Below are 22,593 nucleotides of genomic sequence, written 5' to 3'. Positions count from 1 at the left end.
AACAGGTCCAGGTCGCGGATGATCGCGGCCGGACGCAGGTCGAAGACCGAGAGCACGGCAGCCTGGATCTTCTCCACCGCGACGGTCTCGGTGCCGAAGGTCTCGACGAAGACGCCGACGGGCTGGGCCTTGCCGATCGCGGAGGCGACCTGAACCTCGGCGCGGCGGGCCAGACCCGCGGCGACGATGTTCTTGGCGACCCAGCGCATCGCGTAGGCGGCCGAGCGGTCGACCTTCGACGGGTCCTTGCCGGAGAAGGCTCCACCACCGTGACGGGCCATGCCGCCGTAGGTGTCGACGATGATCTTGCGACCGGTCAGGCCGGCGTCACCCATCGGGCCACCGACGACGAAGCGACCGGTGGGGTTGATGTAGAGCTTGTAGCCGTCGAACGGGACGCTGGTCTTGAACTGCTCCAGCACCGGCTCGATGACGTGCTTCTTGATGTCGGCGGCGAGCTGCTCCTGGGTGACGTCCTCGGAGTGCTGCGTGGACAGCACCACGGTGTCGACCCGGACGGCGCGGTTCTCGTCGTCGTACTCGATGGTGACCTGGGTCTTGCCGTCGGGACGCAGGTAGGCCAGCGTGCCGTTCTTGCGCACCTCGGTGAGGCGCTCGGCGAGCGTCTGGGCCATCTTGATCGGCAGCGGGAAGAGCTCGGGGGTGTCGTCGCAGGCGTAGCCGAACATCAGGCCCTGGTCGCCCGCGCCCTGCTTGTCGAGCTCGTCGGCCGACCCCTCGACGCGCTCCTCCTCGGCGGTGTCGACACCCTGAGCGATGTCGGCGGACTGCGAGCCGATGGCGACCTGCACACCGCAGGAGTTGCCGTCGAAGCCCTTGTCGGAGGAGTCGTAGCCGATCTCGAGCACCTTCTGGCGCACCAGCTGGGCGACCGGGGCGTAGGCGTCGGTGGTGACCTCGCCGGCCACGACCACGAGGCCGGTGGTGAGCAGGGTCTCGACGGCGACCCGGCTGGCCGGGTCGTGCTCGAGCAGGTAGTCGAGGACGGTGTCGCTGATCTGGTCGGCGATCTTGTCCGGGTGTCCCTCGGTCACAGACTCGGAGGTGAACAGGCGTCCAGTCACGTTTCTTACTCCTGAGAATCGTCAGTAGGCACTGACGAGAATAGTCGAGTCACTTGATCCCAAATGACGTTGCTCAAAACCGACTTCGCGCCGGTCGGAACCTCGGTGGCTGAGCCGTCCGCACCGAGGATGATCGCTTCGTTCTCCGCAGAGCCGAAGACCTTGCCCCCGCTGACGTCGTTGACGACTAGCAGGTCACAGCCCTTGCGGGCGAGCTTGGCCCGAGCCAGGTCGAGCACCGAGCCGGTGGCGTCGCCGGTCTCGGCAGCGAACCCGACGATCACCTGCCCGGGCCGCTGGCGCTCGGCACTGATCGTGGCGAGGATGTCGGGGTTCTGCTCCAGCTCGATCGTCGGGGCCGATCCGTCGCCGGCCTTCTTGATCTTGGCGTCGCTGAAGCTGGTCGGCCGGAAGTCGGCCGGAGCGGCGGCCATCACGACGGCGTCGGCGCCCGCAGCGGCGGCGACGACCTCGTCACGCAGCTGAGCCGTCGACTCGACCGTGACCACCTTCACACCGGCGGGGTCGGGCAGTGCCACGTTGGCCGCGATCAGGGTCACCGAGGCGCCGCGGGCGGCCGCAGCACGAGCCAGGGCGTAGCCCTGCAGCCCGCTGGAGCGGTTGCCGAGGAAGCGCACCGGGTCGAGGTACTCCCGGGTGCCGCCGGCGCTGACCACCACATGGCGGCCCTCCAGGTCCCGTACGCCGATCCCGCGCGCAAGCACCTCGCGGCAGACCTCGAGGATCTCCACCGGCTCGGGCAGGCGGCCCTTGCCGGTGTCGACCCCGGTGAGGCGACCCTCGGCGGGCTCGATCACCAGGGCACCGCGCTCGCGGAGCGTGGCGACGTTGGCGACGGTGGCGGGGTGCTCCCACATCTCGGTGTGCATCGCCGGGGCGAAGACGACCGGGCAGCGGGCGGTCAGCAGGACGTTGCCGAGCAGGTCGTCGGCGAGCCCCTGGGCGGCCTTGGCCAGTGTGTTCGCGGTCGCCGGGGCGATCACGACCAGGTCGGCCTCCTGGCCGATCCGCACGTGCGGGACCTCGGTGATGTTGTCGAACACCTCGGTCGAGACCTGCTTGCCCGACAGCGCCTCCCAGGTGGGAGCGCCGACGAAGCGCAGCGCCTCACGGGTCGGCACGACGGTGACGTCGTGGCCGGACTCGGTCAGCTTCCGGAGCAGATCGGCCGCCTTGTAGGCAGCGATCCCACCGCAGACACCCAGAACGACCTTCGGCCGCGCCAAGGGCGCGGCCGAAGAGTCGGAGTTACTGGTCAGCGCAGGCTCACTCAGCTGCGGCGAACGGGTCGGCGACGTCGGCCGCGGCAGCGGCCGCCTCGGCGGCTGCGATCTCGGCGGGGTCGATCTCCTCGCAGGTCAGCAGGTCCTCGTTGATCTCGCGCAGCGCGATCGAGAGGGGCTTCTCCTGGACGTGGGTCTCGACCAGCGGGCCGACGTACTCCAGCAGGCCCTCGCCGAGCTGGGAGTAGTAGGCGTTGATCTGGCGGGCGCGCTGGGCACCGTAGAGGACCAGACGGTACTTGCTGTCGGTCTTGCTCAGCAGGTCATCGATCGAAGGGTTGGTCACGCCCTGGGCGTCGATCTCGGGGGCAGCCACGTGCTCAAGCCTCACTATCGTTTGAAGTCGGACCCATCAAGGCTACCAACTCTCGCGCGGCTTCGTGAACTTCGCGGTTGACGATGGTGACGTCGAACTCGGCCTCGGCGGCCAGCTCGTGGCGGGCGGTCTCCAGCCGGCGCTCGCGCTCCTCCTCGGTCTCGGTGCCACGCCCGACCAGTCGGCGGACGAGCTCGTCCCACGACGGCGGGGCGAGGAAGACCAGGCGGGCCTCGGGCATCGAGACCCGGACCTGGCGCGCGCCCTGGAGGTCGATCTCCAGCAGCGCCGGGCGACCGGCGGCCAGCGCCGCCTCGACCGGCTTGCGGGGCGTGCCGTAGCGGGCGACCTTGTGCACGGTCGCCCATTCCAGCAGCTCGTCGTCGGCGATCATCCGGTCGAACTCGTCGTCACTGACGAACCAGTAGTGCACGCCGTCGACCTCGCCGGGGCGCGGGGCCCGGGTGGTGGCCGAGACGGAGAACCAGACGTCGGGGTAGCTCTCCCGCACGGCGGTCGCGACGGTGCCCTTGCCGACCGCGGTCGGCCCGGCCAGGACGACGAGGCGGTTGGCGGCGGTCGGCTCAGTCACGGGAACCGAACTCCCGGCTCAGGGCGGCGATCTGGTTGACGCCCAGGCCGCGCACGCGGCGGCTCTCGGCGATCTCGAGGCGTTCCATCAGCGCCTTGGCGCGGACCTTGCCCACGCCGGGCATGGCCTGGAGCAGGTCGACGACCTTCATCTTGCCGATGACCTCGTTGACCTGGCCAGCCTCGATCACCTCGATGATGGAGGCGCCGGAGTTCTTGAGGCGGTTCTTCACCTCGGCCCGCTCCCGGCGGGAGGCCGCGGCCTTGTCCAGGGCGGCCTGACGTTGTTCAGGGGTGAGCGGGGGCAGGGCCACGGATTCCTTCTTCTCAGACGGCGGGGAGGGGTCCGCGTCAATGTAGCCAGTCGGCCGGGTGTGATCAATCGCGGGGGTCGTACCGAAAATACGGTATCCGCGTTCATGAAAAGTTAAGATACGGAGTGTCATATACGCGCGCGTCTGCGCGCGGTCATTGCAGAGGAGCAGCACATGACATCCGCGTCCCGGTCCACCCGATCACCACTCGTCTGGACGGGGGCGGGAGCGGTCGCCGCGATCACGACGGCGCTGGCCCTGATGCCCGGTGCTGCCGGTGCTGCCAGTGGCTCCGGACTCGACCCGATGGCCGTCAACGGCGACTTCACCGTGATGACCACCGGCGACGCCTACCTCGCCAACGCCGAGATCGAGGGCTCCGTGGCGGTCGGCGGCAACTTCACCGCCAAGGGCGGCTACCCGATCATCCACTCCAGCGGCCTGACCCCGACCGGCTACGACCTGCCCGTGATCGACTCCGACCCGACCCGTCTGCTGATCGGTGGCACGTTCGTGCCGGGCAGCAACGGCCAGAACGACGTCTCCTCGCGCGGCTGGGTGACCACCGACCAGAAGGGGTACATCAAGATCGCCAAGCTGACCGGTCTGACCGTCAGCGACCGAGGCACCGGCACCTGGATCGCTGCCGGGCCCTCGGGCACCCAGCAGGGCCTCTACGACGAGAACCACGCCCTCCCTGCCGCCCCCGCGGCGCCGGAGTCCGACGTGCTCTCCCCCACCGGCTTCACCACCTACGTGAGCCAGCGATCGGTGACCGCCGCTGCTGCGACCTCCTGCCTCGGCTCCGTCAGCGCCACCGAGAGCTCGACCGTGCACGTCGTGACCGTGAGCGCCACCCCCTCGGGCAGCGCTGCCGACCTCGACATCGACATCGAGTCCGGCAAGACCAACATCCTCGAGCTGCCGGCCACCTCGCCGTACTTCAGCAGCAACTACGCGATCAACCTGGTCGGCGGCACGCTGAGCTCGACCACCGCGCTGATCATCAGGCCGACCGGCATCACCAACGGCACCACGATCGACATGCCGGAGTTCAAGGCCGTCGCCAACACGAACGCCGCGACCCCGAACACCATCGCGCCGTACACCCTGATCGACCTCAGCGGTCTCACCACGGGCACCGACGTCAGCGTGACCGGCAAGAAGATCAGCGGCTCGATCTTCGCTCCCGACGTCGACCTGACCCTGACCCAGGGCAGCCCGGCCGAGGGCACCATCTACGCAGGCTCGCTGATCGCCAACGGCAACGGTGAGATCCACCACTACGGCTTCAAGAGCGTGATCAACTGCGCCACCACGGTGACCACCACCTCGGCCGCGCCGACCGGCACCACCACGACCGCCGCTCCGACCGCGACGACGACCACCTCGACCGCCAGCGTCTCGGCCAGCACCTCGGCCTCGACCTCGGCGACGGCCTCGGCCACCACCTCCTCGAGCGCGGGCGTCGGCAACGCCGGTGACGAGCGTGACGACGACGGTGCCACCGGTGCCCTGGCCGAGACCGGCTCCTCGGTCAGCGTCAGGATCCTCGGGATCGCCGTGGCCCTGCTCGCCGCCGGTGCGGCGCTGGTGCTCGCAGCGCGTCGTCGGACGAACTGACTCAGACGGTCAGGGGCGTGTGACACACGTCCCTGACCTGCTGCTGGATGTCGGCCAGCGCGGTGGTGGGCCCTTCGCCCGCCAACGCCGTCGCGGCCTTCGAGAGGGCGGCCTTGTCTCCGGACGAGGTCGCCCTCTTCAGGTCCTCCAGGGCACCGATCAGGGTCGACCAGGAGTCCTGGATGTCGCTGGGCGCCTTCGCAGCCAGGGCCTGGAAGTCCGGCAGCGCCTGGAGCAGGGCGTCCTTCTTCCCAGCCGCCACGAGCTCGCTGAGGTGCTGCTGGCGGGCCTTCACCTCGCCGCAGTACGCCGACACCTGATCGCCGCCACAGCCGGCGGCGATCAGGGGCAGGACCACGAGTCCCGCGGCGACCAGCGCCCGCTTCAGGACGAGAGCTCCGCGTTCGTCCGCTGCGCAGCCGCAGCGAGGGCAGCGACCGACGGGCCCTGACGCAGCAGGCCCCGACTCGAGCTCGGCAGCACCATCAGGCCGGCGAAGATCCGCTTGATGTCGGCCACCGTGCCGCCCTGCTCCCCGAAGCCGGGGGCCAGGATCGGGCCGTTGAAGTCCAGGGACTCCCCCGCATCCCCCAGCGTCGCGCCGACGACGGCGCCGAAGGAGCCGATCGGGTCGGCGTCCGCGTTGAGGCCGCGCAGATGGTCGAACATCCGGGCAGCGACCGACTCACCGGTGTCGGTGGTGGCGCGCTGCACCTCGGGGCCCTCCTTGTTCGAGGTCAGCCCGAGCACGAAGAGCCCGGCGTCGAACCGGCGGGCCGTGTCCACGAACGGGTCGAGGGAGCCGAACCCGAGGTAGGGCGAGACCGTGATCGCGTCCGAGGCCAGCGGCGAGGCCGGGTCCAGGTAGGCATCGGCGTACGCCTGGGAGGTGGAGCCGATGTCGCCCCGCTTGATGTCGAGGAGCACCAGCGCCCCGGCCGCACGCGAGTCGGCGATGACCCGCTCCAGCACGGCGACGCCGCGGGAGCCGAACCGCTCGTAGAAGGCGCTCTGCGGCTTGATCACGCTGACGTGCGGCGCCAGTCCCTCAACGGCGGTCAGCGCGAAGCGCTCCAGGCCGTCGACGGTGTCGGGCAGGCCCCACTCGGCCAGCAGGCCCGCGTGCGGGTCGATCCCGGCACACAGCGGACCCCGGGCCGCCACCGCCTCGGCGAGACGGGCTCCGAACGGTGCAGCCATCAGTGGATCCCCTTCGCGATGCGGCGGGCCCACAGCGGCCCCTCGTAGATGAAGGCGGTGTAGCCCTGGACCAGAGTGGCACCGGCGTCGATCCGCTCCTGCGCATCGGCGACGGAGGTGACCCCGCCGACCCCGATCAGGGTCAGGTCGTCACCGACCCTCGCCTTGAGCAGGCGCAGCACCTCCAGGCTCCGCTCACGCAGCGGCCGGCCCGAGAGGCCGCCCGCGCCGACCTCGGCGATCTGCTGCGGGTGCGAGCGCAGCCCGTCACGACTGATCGTGGTGTTGGTGGCGATGATGCCGTCCAGGTGCTGCGAGAGCGCCAGGTCGGCGACGTCACGGACGTCCTCGTCGGCCAGGTCGGGAGCAATCTTGACCAGCAGCGGCACCCGGCGGCCCTGACCTGCCGTCGCCTCGTCGGCCGTGCGACGGACGTGAGCGAGCAGCGGCTCGAGCTTCTCCACTGCCTGCAGCGTGCGCAGGCCGGGGGTGTTCGGGGAGCTGACGTTGACCACCAGGTAGTCGGCGTACGGCGCCAGCAGGCGGGCCGAGAGTCCGTAGTCGGCCTCGACGGCGACCTGGTCGTCCTCGGGCACGACCTTGGTCTTGCCGATGTTGATCCCGAGCACCGGGCCGCGACGACTCCCCCGCCGGGCCTCGGCACGGGTCTGCAGCCGGGCGGCGACCGCGGCGGCACCGTCGTTGTTGAAGCCCATCCGGTTGACCACGGCACGGTCCGACGTCAGCCGGAAGAGCCGTGGGGTGGGGTTGCCGGGCTGGGCGTGACCGGTGACGGTGCCGATCTCGACGTGACCGAAGCCGAGGCCGCCCAGGGCGTCGATGCCGACGCCGTTCTTGTCGAAGCCGGCGGCCAGGCCGAGGCGGTTGGGGAACGTGATCCCCATCGCCTCGACCGGCGTGCCCGGGACGGGGACCCGGCTCAGTGCCGGGCCCGCCGCCCTGATCGCCCCGAAGGCGGCGTGGTGGGCCTCCTCCGGGTCCTGATTGACGAGGTAGTGGTCGAAGAGGACTCGGTAGGAGCGACCCATCAGCGTGCCGCCCACTCCTGCAGGGAGCGGACCCCGATGTCACCGTTGCGCAGCGCCGCGATGCCCTGGACCGCGGCTGCGGCCCCCTGCACCGTGGTGATGCACGGGGTGCCGGTGAGCACCGCCGCGGAGCGGATCTCGTAGCCGTCGTGCCGGGCGCCGGTGGCCGAGCCGTTGGGCGTGTTGACGATCAGGTCGACCTCGCCGTCGCGGATCATGTCCACGATCGTCTTCTCCCCCGCCGGGCCTTCGCCCTCGGAGTGCTTGCGCACCACCGTCGAGGTGATCCCGTTGCGGCGCAGCACCTCGGCGGTGCCCTCGGTGGCCAGCAGCTCGAAGCCGTAGTCGGCCAGCACCCGAGCCGGGAAGATCATCGTGCGCTTGTCCCGGTTGGCGATCGAGATGAAGACCTTGCCCGAGGTGGGCAGCGGGCCGAAGGAGCCTGCCTGCGCCTTGGCGAACGCGGTGCCGAAGTCGGCGTCGAAGCCCATCACCTCACCGGTGGACTTCATCTCCGGGCCCAGGACGGTGTCGACGAACTGACCCTCCTTGGTGCGGAACCGGTTGAACGGCAGCACCGCCTCCTTGACCGCGATCGGCGCGTCGGCGGGAAGCAGCCCGCCGTCACCGGTCGCCGGGAGCAGACCCTCGGCGCGCAGCTCGGCGATCGTGGTGCCGAGCATCACCCGGGAGGCGGCCTTGGCCAGCGAGGTGCCGGTCGCCTTGGAGACGAACGGGACCGTGCGGGAGGCACGCGGGTTGGCCTCGATCACGTAGAGCACGTCAGCACCCAGGGCGAACTGGATGTTGATCAGGCCACGTACGCCGACACCCTTGGCGATCGCCTCGGTGGCGGTGCGGATCCGCTCGATCTCGCTACGGCCCAGGGTGATCGGAGGCAGCGCGCACGAGGAGTCACCGGAGTGGATGCCGGCCTCCTCGATGTGCTCCATCACGCCGCCGAGGAACAGCTCGGTGCCGTCGTACAGGGCGTCGACGTCGATCTCGACCGCGTCGTCGATGAAGCGGTCGATCAGGACCGGACGGGCGTCGCTGATCAGCTCGGTGGCCGCCTCCAGGTAGGTGGCGAGCGTGTCGTCGGAGTAGACGATCTGCATGCCACGTCCACCCAGGACGTACGACGGCCGGACCAGGACCGGGTAGCCGATCTCGTGGGCGATCTCGCGCGCCTCCTCGAACGACACAGCGGTGCCGTGCTTCGGGGAGATCAGGCCGGCCTCGTCGAGGATGCGACCGAAGGCGCCACGCTCCTCGGCCAGGTCGATCGCCTCAGGGCTGGTGCCCACGATCGGCACACCGGCGTCGGCGAGGCGCTGGGCCAGGCCCAGCGGCGTCTGGCCGCCGAGGGTGGCGATCACACCGGCGATCGGGCCGGCGGCCCGCTCGGCCTCGACGATCTCGAGCACGTCCTCCAGGGTGAGCGGCTCGAAGTAGAGCCGGTCGGAGGTGTCGTAGTCGGTCGAGACCGTCTCCGGGTTGCAGTTCACCATGATGGTGTCGTAGCCGGCCTTGGACAGCTCCTGCGAGGCGTGCACGCAGGAGTAGTCGAACTCGATGCCCTGACCGATCCGGTTCGGACCCGAGCCGAGGATGATGACGGCCTCGCGCTCACGCGGGACGACCTCGGTCTCCTCGTCGTAGGAGGAGTAGTAGTACGGCGTGTTCGCGGCGAACTCGGCGGCGCAGGTGTCGACCGTCTTGTACACCGGGCGGATGCCGAGCTCGTAGCGCAGCGTGCGTACGGCGCTCTCGTCCAGGCCCCGGATGCCGGCGATCTGGGCGTCGGAGAAGCCGTGCCGCTTGGCCAGGCGCAAGGTAGCGGCGTCGAGCTCACCGGCACCGGCGACGGCCTCGGCGACCTCGTTGATCAAGAAGAGCTGGTCGACGTACCACGGGTCGATCTTGGTGGCGTCGAAGATCTCCTCCGGCGTGGCACCGGCACGGATGGCCAGCATCAGCTTCTGGATCCGGCCGTCGTGCGGCCGCTGGACGTCGGCCAGGATCGCGTCCTTGTCACCGGGGTCGCCGACCCAGGTGAACGGCGCGCCCTTGTTCTCGATCGAGCGCAGCGCCTTGTTCAGCGCCTCGGTGAAGTTGCGCCCGATCGCCATCGCCTCGCCCACCGACTTCATGTGGGTGGTCAGGGTCGAGTCGGCGGTCGGGAACTTCTCGAACGCGAACCGCGGCACCTTGACCACGACGTAGTCCAGGGTCGGCTCGAAGGAGGCCGCCGTGGAGCCCGCCGGGCCCGAGGTGATGTCGTTCTCGATCTCGTCGAGGGTGTAGCCGACGGCGACCTTGGCCGCGATCTTCGCGATCGGGTAGCCGGTCGCCTTCGAGGCCAGTGCGCTGGAGCGGGACACCCGGGGGTTCATCTCGATCACGATCACGCGGCCGTTGGCCGGGTTGACGGCGTACTGGATGTTGCAGCCGCCGGTGTCGACGCCAACCTCACGGATCACGCCGATGGCGAGGTCACGCAGGTGCTGGTACTCGCGGTCGGTCAGCGTCATCGCCGGGGCGACGGTGATCGAGTCGCCGGTGTGGACGCCGACCGGGTCGAAGTTCTCGATGGAGCAGATGATCACGACGTTGTCGTTCTTGTCGCGCATCACCTCCAGCTCGTACTCCTTCCAGCCGAGGATGGACTCCTCGATCAGGACCTCGGTGGTCGGCGAGGCCGACAGGCCAGCACCGGCGATGCGGTGCAGGTCGTCGAGGTCGTAGGCGATGCCCGAGCCGAGCCCACCCATCGTGAAGGACGGACGCACGACAGCGGGGAAGCCGAGGTCCTCGACGGCCTTCTCCACCTCGTCCATCGTGTGACAGATGTGGGAGCGGGCGACCTCGCCACCGACCTTGCGGACGATGTCGTTGAAGATCTCGCGGTTCTCACCGCGGTTGATAGCCTCGAAGGAGGCGCCGATCATCTCGACGTTGTACTTCTCCAGCACACCGTTCTCGTAGAGCGCGGTCGCGGTGTTGAGGGCGGTCTGGCCGCCCAGGGTCGGCAGGATCGCGTCGGGACGCTCTTTGGCGATCACCTTCTCGACGAACTCGGGGGTGATCGGCTCGACGTAGGTGGCGTCGGCGAACTCCGGGTCGGTCATGATCGTGGCCGGGTTGGAGTTGACCAGGATGACCCGCAGGCCCTCCTCCTTGAGCACCCGGCAGGCCTGGGTGCCGGAGTAGTCGAACTCACAGGCCTGGCCGATCACGATCGGGCCGGAGCCGATCACGAGAACGGACGTGATGTCGGTGCGCTTGGGCATCAGAGACCACCCTCCAGGAGCGAGACGAACCGGTCGAAGAGGTAGGCGGCGTCGTGCGGGCCCGCCGCGGCCTCGGGGTGGTACTGGACCGAGAAGCCGGTCAGCTTCCCGGTCGCCGCGTCGTGCAGCTCCAGACCCTCGACACAGTTGTCGTTGAGGTTGACGTGGGAGACCGAGGCGACGCCGTACGGCGTGGTGACCTTCTCCCCGATCGGTGCGTCCACCGCGAAGCCGTGGTTGTGGGCGGTGACCTCCACCTTGCGGGTGGTCAGGTCCATCACCGGCTGGTTGATGCCGCGGTGGCCGTACTTGAGCTTGTAGGTGCCGAACCCGAGGGCGCGACCGAACAGCTGGTTGCCGAAGCAGATGCCGAAGTACGGCAGACCGGCCTGCAAGGCTGCCTGGAGCAGCTCGACCTGGGCGGTGGTGGCGGCCGGGTCGCCCGGGCCGTTGGAGAAGAACAGGCCGTCGGGGTTGACCGCCTGGACGTCGGCGAGGGTGGAGTCGGCCGGGAGCACGTGCACCTCGATGCCGCGCTCGGCCATCCGCTCGGGGGTCATCTCCTTGATCCCGAGGTCGAGGGCCGCGACCGTGAACCGCTTGCTCCCCTGGGCCGGGACGACGTAGGCCTCGGTGGTGGAGACCGCCTCGGAGAGGTTGGCACCGCTCATCTCGGAGCTGGCCTTGACCTTCGCCAGCAGCGAGGCCGGGTCGAGGTCGGTGGTCGAGATGCCGACGCGCATCGCGCCGACGTCACGGAGGTGACGGGTGAGTGCGCGGGTGTCGACGCCGCTGATCCCGACGACGCCCTGCGCCGACAGCTCCTGGTCCAGGCTGCGCTGGCTACGCCAGTTCGACGGGACGCGGGCGGGATCACGGACGACGTAGCCCGCGACCCAGATCTGCTTCGACTCGGGGTCCTCGTCGTTGACGCCGGTGTTGCCGACGTGCGGGGCCGTCATCACGACGACCTGACGGTGATAGGACGGGTCGGTGAGTGTCTCCTGGTAGCCGGTCATGCCGGTCGAGAACACCGCCTCGCCGAAGGTCTCCCCTTCGGCACCAAAGGCTTCACCATGGAACGTGCGTCCGTCCTCCAGGACGAGCAACGCGGGGGCGCGCAAGGCCACGCCGTACCTCCTTCTCCGCCTCTCTGGACGGCCTCTTAAAGGATGTCGGATCGATCCAGAACCTTACCAGCGGGGGTGCCCGTGGCCGTCATCTACGCTGGCGGACGTGACGACCTACGTCTCCCTCATCCGGGGCATCGGACCCGGCGACCCGAAGAAGTCCAACGAGTCGCTGCGCGGCGTGCACACCGACCTCGGCTTCGGTGACGTCCGCTCGGTGATCAGCAGCGGCAACGTGATCTTCTCCAGCGACCAGACCGACCCCGACGCGCTCGGGGAGCAGATCACCGCGGCCTGGCCCGAGCAGCGCGGCTTCAGTGCCCTGACCATCGTCAGGTCGGCCGAGCAGATCGCCCACCTGCTGGAGCAGCGACCCTTCGGCGACGTCGAGCACTCCAAGGCGACCTACCAGCTGGTGACGTTCTTCGCCACGCCCCTGCGCGAGGTGCCGCCGATCCCGCAGAGCCCGGCGGTCACCGTGGTCGGCATCGTCGACGGGGCGCTGTGCACCCAGCACGACACCACCACGACCAAGGGGCCCGACGTGATGGTCTGGCTGGACAGGACCTACCGCAAGCAGACCACGTCGCGTACGCCGCTGACCCTGCAGCGGATCCTGACCAGGATGCAGGCGGGCTAGAGCCGGCGGCTCAGCTCCCGCAGCACGCCCAGACTCGGGTCGAGGGTGAGCGGCTGGGTGCGTCCGGTGGGGGCGAAGCCGTGGCGGCGGTAGAACCGCAGCGCCGGCTCGCTGCCCTCGAAGACCCACAGCCGTAGCTCGGGGCCGTGGGCACCCGCCCAGGCCACGATCTGCTCCAGGAGCCGGTCGGCGACGCCGTACCGCTTGCCGCGGAAGGACTTGGTCACGTAGACGCCGGTCAGCACCGGGGTGGTCCCGTGCTCGTCGCCGAGCTGGCACTGCATCATGCCGAGCCAGCGCTCGGTGCCGGTCTGGAGTGCCACCAGGCAGGCCGCGTCCTCGCGGTCCCCGCGGGCCGCACGCATCCGCCAGTCGTCCTCGGTGAACTCCAGCACCGTCTCCACCGTCGCGCCGTAGGAGATCGGGTGCTCGGTGGCGTTCTCCACCCGGAAGGCCGCCAGCGCGGGCCAGTCGTCCTCGGTGGTGGAGCGGATCTCGAAGCTCAGCCGGGGTCCGACCGACGGTGCTGCGGGTGCGCTCGTGGCGCCGGTGCGCGCCAACGGCCTGACCATCACCAGCTCGCCGTTCTCGTTGGCACCGCGCAGCTGGGTGAACCCGGCCTTGGCCAGCACCCTGACGCTGGCCTGGTTGGTCGCCTCGACGCTCGCCCGGACGCGTACGCCGAGGGCCTCGGCAGCCGCCACCATCGCCGCCAACGCCTCGGTGGCGAAGCCGTACCCGTGCGCCTGGCTCACCAGCCCGTAGCCGACCTCGACCTCGGCGACCCCGTCGGCCGCCGGCTCGGGCGGACCGAAGAAGCCGATCGAGCCCAGCGTCGTCACGCCCCGCACGATCGAGCGCGGCCCCCACGGGTCACCCTCGTGCCACAGCGTCGCCGCGGCGACGTCGTCGGGGCGCGGGAACTCCGGGTGCCAGTGCGGGCTGCGCGCGATCTGGCCGCGGATCGCGGCCACGTCGCGGGCATCCCACAGCGGCAGGCTCAGGCGCTGGGTGCGCAGGCGCTCAGAGCGCATCGAAGGTGGCGACTCCTCGCAGGAACGTGGCCTTGACGCTGGCGCTCACCGAGCGCCCGTGCCACGGGTTGTTGCGCGAGAGCGAGAGGCTCTCGTCGCGGTCGACGACCTGGGCGGCGGCCGGGTCGACCAGGGTGAGGTTGGCGGGCTCCCCCACCGCGAGCGGACGGCCCTGGCCCTCCAGGCCCGCGATCGCGGCCGGGTTGGTCGACATCACCCGGGCCACACCGGCCCAGTCCAGCAGCCCGGACTCGACCATCACGGTGGCGACCACGGGCAGGGCGGTCTCCAGGCCGAGCATGCCGAAGGCCGCGTCGACGAAGGCGTGGTCCTTGTCCTGGCGGGCGTGCGGCGCGTGGTCGGTGGCCACGGCGTCGATGGTGCCGTCGGCCAGGGCGGCCCGCAGCGCCTCGACGTCCTCGACCGGACGCAGCGGCGGGTTGACCTTGAACACCGGGTCGTAGCCGACCAGCAGGTCGGTGGTGAGCAGCAGGTGGTGCGGGGTCACCTCGGCGGTGACGTCGATCCCCTGGGCCTTGGCCCAGCGCACGATCTCGACCGAGCCGGCGGTGGAGACGTGGGCCACGTGCAGCCGCGAGCCGGTGTGGCGCGCCAGCATCACGTCGCGTGCCACGATCACCTCCTCGGCCACGCCGGGCCAGCCAGGCAGGCCGAGCTGTGCCGAGACCGGACCCTCGTGGCAGCAGGCGCCGTGCGGGGCCAGCGCGGGGTCCTGGGAGTGCTGGGAGACGACGCCACCGAAGGCCTTGACGTACTCCAGCGCCCGGCGCATCACCCGGGCGTCGCCGACGCACTTGCCGTCGTCGGAGAAGACCCGGACCTGGGCACGGGAGTGCGCCATCAGCCCGAGCTCGGCCAGCTCCTCACCGGCCAGCCCCTTGGTCACCGCGCCGACCGGCTGGACGTCGACCAGGCCGACCTTCTCGCCCAGGTCGAGGACGTGCTCGGCCTTCTCGCCGGTGTCGGTGACCGGGTTGGTGTTGGCCATCGCCAGCACGGCGGTGAAGCCGCCGGCGGCCGCTGCCGCCGACCCGGACTGCACCGTCTCGGCGTCCTCCCGGCCCGGCTCGCGCAGGTGGGTGTGCAGGTCGACCAGGCCGGGCAGCAGGACCAGGCCGTCGGCCTCGATGACACGGTCGGCCTCGAGGGCCAGGTCCGTGCCGATCTGGTCGATCGTGCCGTCGACGACGTACACGTCAGCGGCGTCGCCACCCAGCAGGGCGGCGCCCTTGATCAACAGCGACGTCATGCGACGGATTCCTCTCCAGCAAGCAGGTGATAGAGCACGGCCATCCGCACCGCGACCCCGGCCGAGACCTGGTCGAGGACGGCCGAGTCGACCGCGTCGGCGGCCTCGGACGAGATCTCCAGGCCACGGTTCATCGGGCCCGGGTGCAGGATCGGGGTGCCCGGCTTGAGCAGGCCCAGGCGCGGGCGGGTCAGCCCGTAGCCGATGGTGTACTCCCGCGCCGAGGGGAAGAAGCCACCGCTCATCCGCTCCTTCTGCACGCGCAGCATCATCACCGCGTCGGCGTCGGGAAGGACGTCGTCGAGCGTGTACGACGTCGCGTACGGCTCGGCCCACTCCCCCGGCGCCGTCGGCATCAGCGTCGGTGGTGCCACCGCGGTGACGCGGGCGCCGAGCTTGGTCAGCGACTTCACGTTGGAGCGGAAGACCCGGCTGTGGGTCAGGTCGCCGACGATGACGACGTGCTTGCCCTCCAGCGACCCCAGCCGCCGGGTCAGGGTGTAGCCGTCCAGCAGCGCCTGGGTGGGGTGCTCGTGGGTGCCGTCACCGGCGTTGATCACCGGGATGTCGAGCCAGCCGGCGACCTGCTGCGCGGCGCCCGAGGCGCTGTGCCGCATCACCAGACCGTCGATGCCCATCGCGGTCACCGTGCGGACCGTGTCGCGCAGGCTCTCGCCCTTGGAGGCCGAGGAGCCCTTCGCCGACAGGTTGATCACGTCGGCCGAGAGCCACTTCCCGGCGATCTCGAAGGAGGACCGGGTCCGGGTGGAGTCCTCGAAGAAGAGGTTGATCACGGTCCGGCCGCGCAGGGCCGGGAGCTTCTTGACCTGCCGGTGCTGCACGTCGTGCATCTCGGCGGCGGTCTCGAAGAGCTGGTGAATGTCGTCGACCGTCACGTCGTCGATCGAGAGCAGGTGCTTCTTCACGCCAGGTCCTCCGAGGTCAGCGGTCCGTCGACGATCCGGACCTCGTCGAGGTCATCGGGGCCGGCCAGGCGGACCCGCACCTTCTCAGCGCGCGCGGTGGGCAGGTTCTTGCCGACGTAGTCGGCGCGGATCGGCAGCTCGCGGTGGCCGCGGTCGACCAGGACCGCCAGCCGGACCGCGGAGGGACGGCCCAGATCGGAGAGCGCGTCCAGGGCCGCTCTGATCGTCCGGCCGCTGTAGAGCACGTCATCGACCAGGACGACGGTCTTGCCGTCGATGCCGCCCGCGGGCAGCACGGTCTTGTGCGGGGTGCGGGTGGGCTGGCGGCGCAGGTCGTCGCGGTACATCGTGACGTCGAGCTCGCCGACCTCGACTCGGGTGCCCTCGACCTCGCCGATCCGGGCGGCTAGGCGGCGAGCCAGCGGGACGCCGCGGGTGTGCAGCCCCAGCAGGATCAGACCGTCGGCACCCTTGTTGCGCTCCAGGATCTCGTGCGAGATCCGGGTCAGCGCCCGGACGATGTCATCGGCGTCGAGAACGACACGGCCTGGGGGCAGGCCAACGGGCTGAGCAGTCATGCTCGCCACCCTTCTCCGCCTCACGGGACGGCTCGTTAAAGGGATCGGATTCGCCCCAACGCTAGCGTGTCGCGACCGGGAGGGACGAACCTGGAGCCATGACCGACATCACCACGTGCCTGTGGCTCTCCCACCCCGCCGACGAGGTCGAGAAGGCGCTCGCCTTCTACGCCGACCTGATCCCGGGGTCGTCGGTGACCTCCTCGCAGCGCGTCGGTCCGCCCGGAGGCGAGACGGTGCTGGCCGAGGTCACGCTCGCCGGGACGCCGTACCGGGTGATCGGCGCTCCGGTGGAGTTCAGCCTCAACCCGTCGGTGTCGCTCTCGGTGAGCTGCGCCGACCAGGCCGAGGTGGACCGCTACTGGGACGCCCTCACCGCCGACGGGGGCCAGGAGAGCCAGTGCGGCTGGCTGGTCGACCCGTGGGGGCTGTCGTGGCAGATCGTCCCGACCCGGCTGGGCGAGCTGCTCGGCGACCCCGACCCCGAGCGCAGCGGCCGCGCCAGCGCGGCGATGATGCAGATGCGCCGGATCGTGGTCGCCGACCTGGAGGCGGCCGCCGACGGGCGCAGCTAGAGCCCAACTAGAGCTCGGGCAGCGCCGACTCCACGGCCCGGTGGAACGTCGGGTAGGCATAGATCATCGACCGCAGGGTCGCGACCGGCACCCGGGCGTGCACGGCCAGGACCAGCATCGAGACGATCTCTCCCCCGGCCGGTCCGGCCACGCTCGCCCCCACCACCGTGCTGGTGCCCCGCTCGGCGACGATCTTGACCACGCCGGCGGCCCCCGGGCCGTGGGTGAAGGCTCGCGAGGACGCTCCGAGGTCCGTGCTGCCGACCACGACGTCGATCCCCGCCTCGCGGGCCTCGGCCTCGGTCATCCCGACGCCGGCGACCTCGGGGTCGGTGAAGGTCACGTGCGGCACCGCGCGGTAGTCGGCGGCGTGCCACTCCTGGCCCAGGAGGTCGTGCAGGGCGACGTCGGACTGGTACATCGACAGGTGGGTGTAGGCGCCCGCCCCGACGACGTCGCCGATCACCCAGAGCCCGTCGGCGGCACGCATCCGGTCGTCGACGTGCAGGGCGCGCGGGTCCAGGCCGACGCTGTCGAGCCCGACGCCGTCGAGGTTGGAGGTCCGGCCGACGGCGACCAGGAGCCGTTCGGCACTGATCCGCTCGTCGGTGTCCAGGGTGAGCCAGAAGGTGCCCTCGTCGAACTCCACGCCGGTGGCACTGACCCCGGTGAGGACACGGATGCCGTCGGCGACCAGGGCGTCGCGCAGCACTGCCGCCGCCTCCGGCTCGTCGTGGCTGATCAGCCGCTCGGCCGCCTCGACGATCGTGACTCGAGAGCCGAAGCGGGCGAAGGCCTGCGCCATCTCGCACCCGATCGGGCCCCCGCCCAGCACGATCAGATGGGCCGGGACGGACTCGGCCGCGACCGCCTCCCGGTTGGTCCAGTACGGCGTCTGCGCCAGGCCCGGGATCGGCGGCACGGCAGGACGGGTGCCGGGGTTGAGCACCACCCCGCGGGCTGCCTCGTAGGTGAGGGTCTCGCCCTCGGCGGTCTCGACGCTGACCTGCCCCGGACCGGTCAGCCGACCGGTGCCGTGGTGCACGGTGACACCGGCGTCACGGAGCCGGTCGACGGCGACGGTGTCGTCCCAGTCGTCGGTGGCCTCCGAACGGATCCGGTGCGCCACCCGGGACCAGGCCGGCCTGATGCTGGCCTCGCCGCCGATGGCGGGGAGCCGCGCGGCGTCGGCCAGTGCGTGCGCGCCGCGCAGCATCATCTTCGACGGGATGCAGCCGTAGTAGGGGCACTCACCGCCGACCAGATGCTTGTCGACGGCCACCACGCTCAGCCCGGCGCGCGCGGCGTGGTTGGCGAGGCTCTCCCCGCCGGGACCTGTTCCGATGACGATCAGATCAACCCGAGTCATGCCTCCAGCATGGCCCAGGCCTGGTCATCGGACCAGGGCCGGCGAGGGAGCCGTCGGCTCAGAGGTTGTCGCGGTCGCGATCGATCGCACCGAGGACGCCGTTGACGAAGACCGGCGAGTCATCGGTGGAGAGGTCGCGCACCAGCTGCATGGCCTCACTGATCGCGACGTGTCCCGGGACGTCCTCGGCGTGCAGGATCTCCCACACGCCCAGACGCAGGACGTTGCGGTCCACGGCCGGCATCCGCTCCAGCGACCAGTCGGTCGAGTAGGAGGCGAGCAGGTCGTCGATCCGCTCCTGCTCCGCGACGACGCCGCGGACCAGGGTGGAGGTGTAGGCGTTCGTCGGACCCTCGCCCTCGGCGATCGCCTCGTCCAGGAGCTGGACCGGGCTGATCCCCCGCTGCTCGGCGGCGAAGAGAAGGTCGAGGGCCCGCTTGCGCGCCTTGGTGCGCGCGGTGGGCTGTCCTGCAGGAGCACTCACGGGTTCGTCAGGCTCCGTCAGTTCTTGACGCGGGAGAGGTAGGCGCCACCGTCGCGGGTGTCGACCTTGATCTTCTCGCCCTGCTCGATGAAGAGCGGGACCTGGATCTCGTGGCCGGTCTCAAGCGTGGCCGGCTTGGTGCGACCGGTGGCCGAGTCGCCGACGACGCCGGGCTCGGTGTAGGTCACGATCAGCTCGACGGAGGCCGGGAGCTCGATGAAGAGCACGCGGCCCTCGTTCGTGGCCACGATGACGTCCTGGTTCTCCAGGAGGTAGTTGGCGGCGTCGCCGACCAGCTCCGGAGCGACCTCGATCTGGTCGAAGGTGTCGGTGTCCATGAAGACGTAGGAGTGACCGTCGTTGTACAGGTACTGGTACGAGCGGCGGTCGACCGTGGCGGTCTCGACCTTGGTGCCGGCGTTGAAGGTCTTGTCGACGTTCTTGCCCGACTCGACGTTCTTCAGCTTGGTCCGCACGAACGCGGGGCCCTTGCCCGGCTTCACGTGCTGGAACTCAACGACCGCCCAAAGGCCGCCGTCGATGTTGAGAACCATGCCGTTCTTGAGGTCGTTGGTGGTAGCCATAGTGGTGAACCTTACCGACGCTACGCCTGTGTTACCGAACCGGCGAGGGCCTCCAGGGCCTGCCGGTAGCCGTCGATCCCCTGACCCGCGATCACCCGGGCCGCGTGCGGGGAGACGACGGAGGTGTGCCGCCACTCCTCGGGCCGGGTGAACGGGTCGGAGATGTGCACCTCGATCAGGGGCGCGGTGAGCTGCGCGCACGCGTCGTAGACGGCGTAGGAGTAGTGCGTGAGCGCGGCCGCGTTGAGCACGACCGGGGTCTCCTCGTCGGCCGCGGCGTTGAGCCAGTCGACCAGCACGCCCTCGTGGTTGGTCTGGCGCACCTCGACGGCCAGCCCCAGGTCACGGCCCCAGCCTTCGCAGAGCGTGACGAGATCGTCGTACGTCGTCGAGCCGTAGATCTCCGGCTGGCGACGCCCCAGGCGCCCGAGGTTGGGCCCGTTGAGCACCAGCACCGGCCTCATCGCGCGACGACCTCGAAGGCCTCGCGCAGCATCGACTCCTCGGGACCGGCCAGGATCGACGGCTGGGCCAGCCCGTCGAGGACGAGGAAGCGCAGCTGGGAGCCGCGCGCCTTCTTGTCCACCCGCATCGCCCCGATCAGGTCGTCGAAGGACGCACCGCCGAAGCCGGTCGGCAGACCCGCCTTGGCGAAGACCCGGGCGTGCCGAGCAGCGGTCTCGGCGTCGAGCCGGCCGGCCAGGCGGGCGAGCTCGGCGGCGTAGATGCAGCCGATCGCGACCGCCTCGCCGTGCCGGATGGCGTACTCGGTGTGCTTCTCGATCGCGTGGGCCAGGGTGTGGCCGTAGTTGAGCGCCTCCCGTCCCGGGTGGCCGTCGGTGCCGCCGGTCTCCTTCAGGTCCGCGACGACGACGTCGATCTTGACCTGGATCGCCCGGCGGATCAGCTCCTCGGTGATCGGCGCGTCGGCGGTGATCGCCTCGGCGTCGGTGGACTCGATCAGGTCGAGGATCTCCGGGTCGGCGATGAAGCCGCACTTGACCACCTCGCCGAGACCGGCGAGGAACTCCTCGCGCGGCAGCGTGGCCAGGGTGTCGAGGTCGACCAGCACACCGGCCGGCTCGTGGAACGCGCCGACCAGGTTCTTGCCCGCCCCGGTGTTGATCCCGGTCTTGCCCCCGACAGCGGCGTCGACCATCGCCAGCAGCGTGGTCGGGATGTGCACCACCCTGACACCGCGCAGCCAGGTCGCGGCGACGAAGCCGCCCATGTCGGTGGTGGCGCCGCCACCGAAGGTCACCACGGCGTCAGAGCGGGTGAAGCCCAGCTCGCCGAGCGCCTCCCAGCACTGCACCACGATGTCGTAGGTCTTGGTGCGCTCACCCGACGGCAGCCCGAAGGCGTGCACGTCGTAGTGGTCCTGGAGCGCCTGCGCCACGGTCTCGGCCTGGTCGCCGAGCTCGCCGGCGTACAGCAGGGCGACCCGCTGGACCTTGTCGCCGAGGATCTGGGGCAGCTGCGCGGCCAGACCGCGACCGATGACGACGTCGTACGGCGACGCGCCGCCGACAGGGAGGGTGGTGCTCATGACAGCTCCTGGAGGATCCGGTCGGCCACCTCGTCGGGGGTCCGGCCATCGGTGTCGACCACGATGGTGGCCACTGATTCGTAGATGGGGGTGCGCTCGTCGAGCAGCTGCTTGACGCGCGCCCTGACGTTGCCCAGCAGCAGCGGGCGCCCGGTGCCCAGGCCGACCCGCTTGACCGCGTCGGCCAGGCCGACCCGGAGGAAGACCACCGGGTGCCCGTCCAGGGCGGCCTGGGTCTGCGGGTCCAGGACGGCACCGCCGCCCAAGGAGAGGATGCCGTCGTGCTCGCGCAGGGCGGCCGCCACGGCGTCGCGCTCCAGCGCCCGGAAGGCGCTCTCGCCGTCGTCGACGAAGATCTCGCTGACCGGCTTGCCCGCGACCGTCTCGACGTCGGCGTCGGTGTCACGGACACCGACGCCGAGGCGTGCGGCCAGCAGGGTCGCGACCGTCGTCTTCCCGGCCCCCATCGGGCCGATCAGGACGGCACGGGGCGAGGTCACGAGTAGCGCAGCGTGTCGAGGTAGGAACGGTGGTTGCGGGCGACCTCGGCCACCGAGTCGCCACCGAACTTCTCCAGCACCGCGTCGGCCAGCACCAGGGCGACCATCGCCTCGGCGACGATCCCCGCAGCCGGGACGGCACAGACGTCGGAGCGCTGGTGGTGGGCCACCGCCTCCTCGCCGGTGGCGACGTCGATCGTGCGCAGCGCCCGCGGGACGGTCGCGATCGGCTTCATCCCGGCGCGGACCCGCATGATCTCGCCGGTGGTCATGCCGCCCTCGATGCCACCGCTGCGGCCCGACGTACGCCGGATGCCCTCGGGGGTGTTGACGATCTCGTCGTGGGCGAGGCTGCCCGGCGCGGCGACGACGTCGAAGCCGTCACCGACCTCGACGCCCTTGATCGCCTGGATGCCCATCAGGGCACCGGCCAGACGGGAGTCGAGGCGACGGTCCCAGTGCACGTGCGAGCCCAGGCCCGGCGGCAGGTTGTAGACGACCACCTCGACGACGCCGCCGAGGGTGTCGCCGTCCTTGTGGGCCTGGTCGATCCGCTCGACCATCGCGGCCGAGCCGGCCGGGTCGAGGACGCGCACCGGGTCGGCGTCGAGACGCTCGACGTCGTCGGGGGTGGGCAGGTCGGTGCCGGCGGTGCGCACCCCGCCGATCTCGAGGACGTGGGAGACGATCTTCACGCCGAGGGCCTGCTCGAGGAAGTTCGAGGCGACCCGGCCGAGCGCGACCCGGGCCGCGGTCTCGCGTGCCGAGGCACGCTCCAGGATCGGGCGGGCGTCGGCGAAGTCGTACTTCTGCATGCCGACCAGGTCGGCGTGGCCCGGACGGGGACGGGTCAGTGCGGCGTTGCGGGCCTGGCCCTCCAGCACGGACGCGTCGACCGGGTCGGCCGACATCACGGTCTCCCACTTGGGCCACTCGGTGTTGCCGACCTCGATCGCGATCGGGCCGCCCTGGGACTGTCCGTGGCGCACGCCTCCGGTCAGGGTCACCTGGTCCTGCTCGAACTTCATCCGGGCCCCACGGCCGTAGCCGAGACGACGGCGGGCAAGGGAGTCGGCGATGTCGTCGGTCGTGATGCCGACGTGGGCCGGCAGGCCTTCGAGGATCGCGACGAGGGACGGGCCATGCGACTCGCCCGCGGTCAGCCAACGCAACATGGGC

24 protein-coding genes are annotated in these 22,593 nt (G+C 70.6%); 3 read left to right on the top strand and 21 right to left on the bottom strand.

Features of this window, described 5'->3' with window-relative positions; all coding sequences use genetic code 11:
- The 5 genes from metK to mihF form a co-directional block, all read right to left on the bottom strand.
- The coding region (gene metK / locus Q1V88_RS13510; RefSeq protein WP_300681777.1) for a methionine adenosyltransferase at positions 1–1,085 on the bottom strand (1,085 nt) is incomplete at its 3' end.
- Positions 1,086–1,090: 5 nt separating this feature from the next.
- Positions 1,091–2,332, bottom strand: a complete 1,242-nt coding sequence (gene coaBC / locus Q1V88_RS13505; protein WP_300681775.1) for a bifunctional phosphopantothenoylcysteine decarboxylase/phosphopantothenate--cysteine ligase CoaBC — start codon at positions 2,330–2,332, stop codon at positions 1,091–1,093.
- Positions 2,333–2,372: 40 nt separating this feature from the next.
- On the bottom strand, positions 2,373–2,705 hold the full coding sequence (gene rpoZ / locus Q1V88_RS13500; protein WP_300681773.1) for a DNA-directed RNA polymerase subunit omega: 333 nt from the start codon (positions 2,703–2,705) through the stop codon (positions 2,373–2,375).
- Positions 2,706–2,709: 4 nt separating this feature from the next.
- Positions 2,710–3,297 carry a guanylate kinase gene (gene gmk, locus Q1V88_RS13495; RefSeq protein WP_300681771.1) on the bottom strand — a complete coding sequence of 196 codons (588 nt, stop codon included), beginning with the start codon at positions 3,295–3,297 and terminating at the stop codon, positions 2,710–2,712.
- On the bottom strand, positions 3,290–3,610 hold the full coding sequence (gene mihF / locus Q1V88_RS13490; protein WP_300681770.1) for an integration host factor, actinobacterial type: 321 nt from the start codon (positions 3,608–3,610) through the stop codon (positions 3,290–3,292). The genes gmk and mihF overlap by 8 nt, the downstream gene beginning before the upstream one ends.
- Before the next feature lie 174 nt (positions 3,611–3,784).
- Between mihF and Q1V88_RS13485 the strand changes: the two genes are divergently transcribed.
- Entirely contained in the window at positions 3,785–5,233 is a 1,449-nt protein-coding gene (locus Q1V88_RS13485) for a collagen-binding domain-containing protein (RefSeq protein WP_300681769.1), read from the top strand.
- A gap of 1 nt (position 5,234) precedes the next feature.
- Here Q1V88_RS13485 and Q1V88_RS13480 read toward each other — a convergent pair whose 3' ends face one another.
- Genes Q1V88_RS13480 through carA form a run of 5 tightly spaced genes read right to left on the bottom strand, consistent with a single transcriptional unit; the run spans position 5,235 to position 11,905 of the window.
- On the bottom strand, positions 5,235–5,591 hold the full coding sequence (locus Q1V88_RS13480; protein WP_300681768.1) for a hypothetical protein: 357 nt from the start codon (positions 5,589–5,591) through the stop codon (positions 5,235–5,237).
- Positions 5,592–5,617: 26 nt separating this feature from the next.
- Positions 5,618–6,433, bottom strand: a complete 816-nt coding sequence (pyrF, locus tag Q1V88_RS13475) for an orotidine-5'-phosphate decarboxylase (RefSeq protein ID WP_300681766.1) — start codon at positions 6,431–6,433, stop codon at positions 5,618–5,620.
- Complete coding sequence (locus Q1V88_RS13470) at positions 6,433–7,482, bottom strand: quinone-dependent dihydroorotate dehydrogenase (protein ID WP_300681764.1); 1,050 nt, start codon at positions 7,480–7,482, stop codon at positions 6,433–6,435. Before Q1V88_RS13470 ends, pyrF begins: the two co-directional genes overlap by 1 nt.
- Complete coding sequence (gene carB, locus Q1V88_RS13465) at positions 7,482–10,775, bottom strand: carbamoyl-phosphate synthase large subunit (protein ID WP_300681762.1); 3,294 nt, start codon at positions 10,773–10,775, stop codon at positions 7,482–7,484. The genes Q1V88_RS13470 and carB overlap by 1 nt, the downstream gene beginning before the upstream one ends.
- Complete coding sequence (gene carA / locus Q1V88_RS13460; protein ID WP_300681760.1) at positions 10,775–11,905, bottom strand: glutamine-hydrolyzing carbamoyl-phosphate synthase small subunit; 1,131 nt, start codon at positions 11,903–11,905, stop codon at positions 10,775–10,777. The genes carB and carA overlap by 1 nt, the downstream gene beginning before the upstream one ends.
- A 106-nt stretch (positions 11,906–12,011) precedes the next feature.
- On the opposite strand from carA, the gene Q1V88_RS13455 reads away from it, so the two are divergent.
- A complete protein-coding gene (locus Q1V88_RS13455; RefSeq protein ID WP_300681758.1) occupies positions 12,012–12,545 on the top strand; it encodes a DUF1697 domain-containing protein in 534 nt (177 codons plus the stop codon).
- On the opposite strand, the gene Q1V88_RS13450 is transcribed toward Q1V88_RS13455, so the two are convergent.
- From Q1V88_RS13450 to pyrR, 4 genes are read right to left on the bottom strand one after another with little or no spacing between them, the layout of a single operon-like run.
- On the bottom strand, positions 12,542–13,579 hold the full coding sequence (locus Q1V88_RS13450) for a GNAT family N-acetyltransferase (protein ID WP_300681756.1): 1,038 nt from the start codon (positions 13,577–13,579) through the stop codon (positions 12,542–12,544). The two genes, Q1V88_RS13455 and Q1V88_RS13450, sit on opposite strands and share 4 nt — an antisense overlap.
- On the bottom strand, positions 13,569–14,849 hold the full coding sequence (locus Q1V88_RS13445; RefSeq protein ID WP_300681754.1) for a dihydroorotase: 1,281 nt from the start codon (positions 14,847–14,849) through the stop codon (positions 13,569–13,571). Before Q1V88_RS13445 ends, Q1V88_RS13450 begins: the two co-directional genes overlap by 11 nt.
- Complete coding sequence (locus Q1V88_RS13440; RefSeq protein WP_300681753.1) at positions 14,846–15,775, bottom strand: aspartate carbamoyltransferase catalytic subunit; 930 nt, start codon at positions 15,773–15,775, stop codon at positions 14,846–14,848. The genes Q1V88_RS13445 and Q1V88_RS13440 overlap by 4 nt, the downstream gene beginning before the upstream one ends.
- Entirely contained in the window at positions 15,772–16,353 is a 582-nt protein-coding gene (pyrR, locus tag Q1V88_RS13435) for a bifunctional pyr operon transcriptional regulator/uracil phosphoribosyltransferase PyrR (RefSeq protein WP_300681751.1), read from the bottom strand. The genes Q1V88_RS13440 and pyrR overlap by 4 nt, the downstream gene beginning before the upstream one ends.
- Positions 16,354–16,451: 98 nt before the next feature.
- Between pyrR and Q1V88_RS13430 the strand changes: the two genes are divergently transcribed.
- Positions 16,452–16,928, top strand: coding sequence for a VOC family protein (locus tag Q1V88_RS13430; RefSeq protein ID WP_300681750.1), 477 nt, complete (start codon positions 16,452–16,454; stop codon positions 16,926–16,928).
- A 7-nt stretch (positions 16,929–16,935) separates the two neighbouring features.
- On the opposite strand, the gene Q1V88_RS13425 is transcribed toward Q1V88_RS13430, so the two are convergent.
- Genes Q1V88_RS13425 through aroC form a run of 7 tightly spaced genes read right to left on the bottom strand, consistent with a single transcriptional unit; the run spans position 16,936 to position 22,589 of the window.
- On the bottom strand, positions 16,936–18,297 hold the full coding sequence (locus Q1V88_RS13425) for an NAD(P)/FAD-dependent oxidoreductase (RefSeq protein ID WP_300681749.1): 1,362 nt from the start codon (positions 18,295–18,297) through the stop codon (positions 16,936–16,938).
- Positions 18,298–18,355: 58 nt separating this feature from the next.
- Positions 18,356–18,781, bottom strand: a complete 426-nt coding sequence (gene nusB, locus Q1V88_RS13420; RefSeq protein WP_300681748.1) for a transcription antitermination factor NusB — start codon at positions 18,779–18,781, stop codon at positions 18,356–18,358.
- Between the two features lie 17 nt (positions 18,782–18,798).
- Positions 18,799–19,365 (bottom strand): elongation factor P, encoded by a 567-nt coding sequence (gene efp / locus Q1V88_RS13415; protein ID WP_300681747.1) that lies wholly within the window; start codon positions 19,363–19,365, stop codon positions 18,799–18,801.
- 20 nt (positions 19,366–19,385) lie between these two features.
- Complete coding sequence (locus Q1V88_RS13410) at positions 19,386–19,829, bottom strand: type II 3-dehydroquinate dehydratase (RefSeq protein WP_300681746.1); 444 nt, start codon at positions 19,827–19,829, stop codon at positions 19,386–19,388.
- Positions 19,826–20,914, bottom strand: a complete 1,089-nt coding sequence (gene aroB / locus Q1V88_RS13405) for a 3-dehydroquinate synthase (protein WP_300681745.1) — start codon at positions 20,912–20,914, stop codon at positions 19,826–19,828. Before aroB ends, Q1V88_RS13410 begins: the two co-directional genes overlap by 4 nt.
- Positions 20,911–21,381 (bottom strand): shikimate kinase, encoded by a 471-nt coding sequence (locus Q1V88_RS13400; RefSeq protein ID WP_300681782.1) that lies wholly within the window; start codon positions 21,379–21,381, stop codon positions 20,911–20,913. Before Q1V88_RS13400 ends, aroB begins: the two co-directional genes overlap by 4 nt.
- Positions 21,382–21,410: 29 nt before the next feature.
- Entirely contained in the window at positions 21,411–22,589 is a 1,179-nt protein-coding gene (gene aroC / locus Q1V88_RS13395) for a chorismate synthase (protein ID WP_300681744.1), read from the bottom strand.
- Between the last annotated feature and the right edge of the window lie 4 nt (positions 22,590–22,593).

Origin of the sequence: Nocardioides sp. (assembly GCF_030150155.1) — a bacterium.
In the GTDB taxonomy this organism is placed as follows: domain Bacteria; phylum Actinomycetota; class Actinomycetes; order Propionibacteriales; family Nocardioidaceae; genus Nocardioides.
This window is presented reverse-complemented; position numbering and strand designations above follow the sequence as displayed.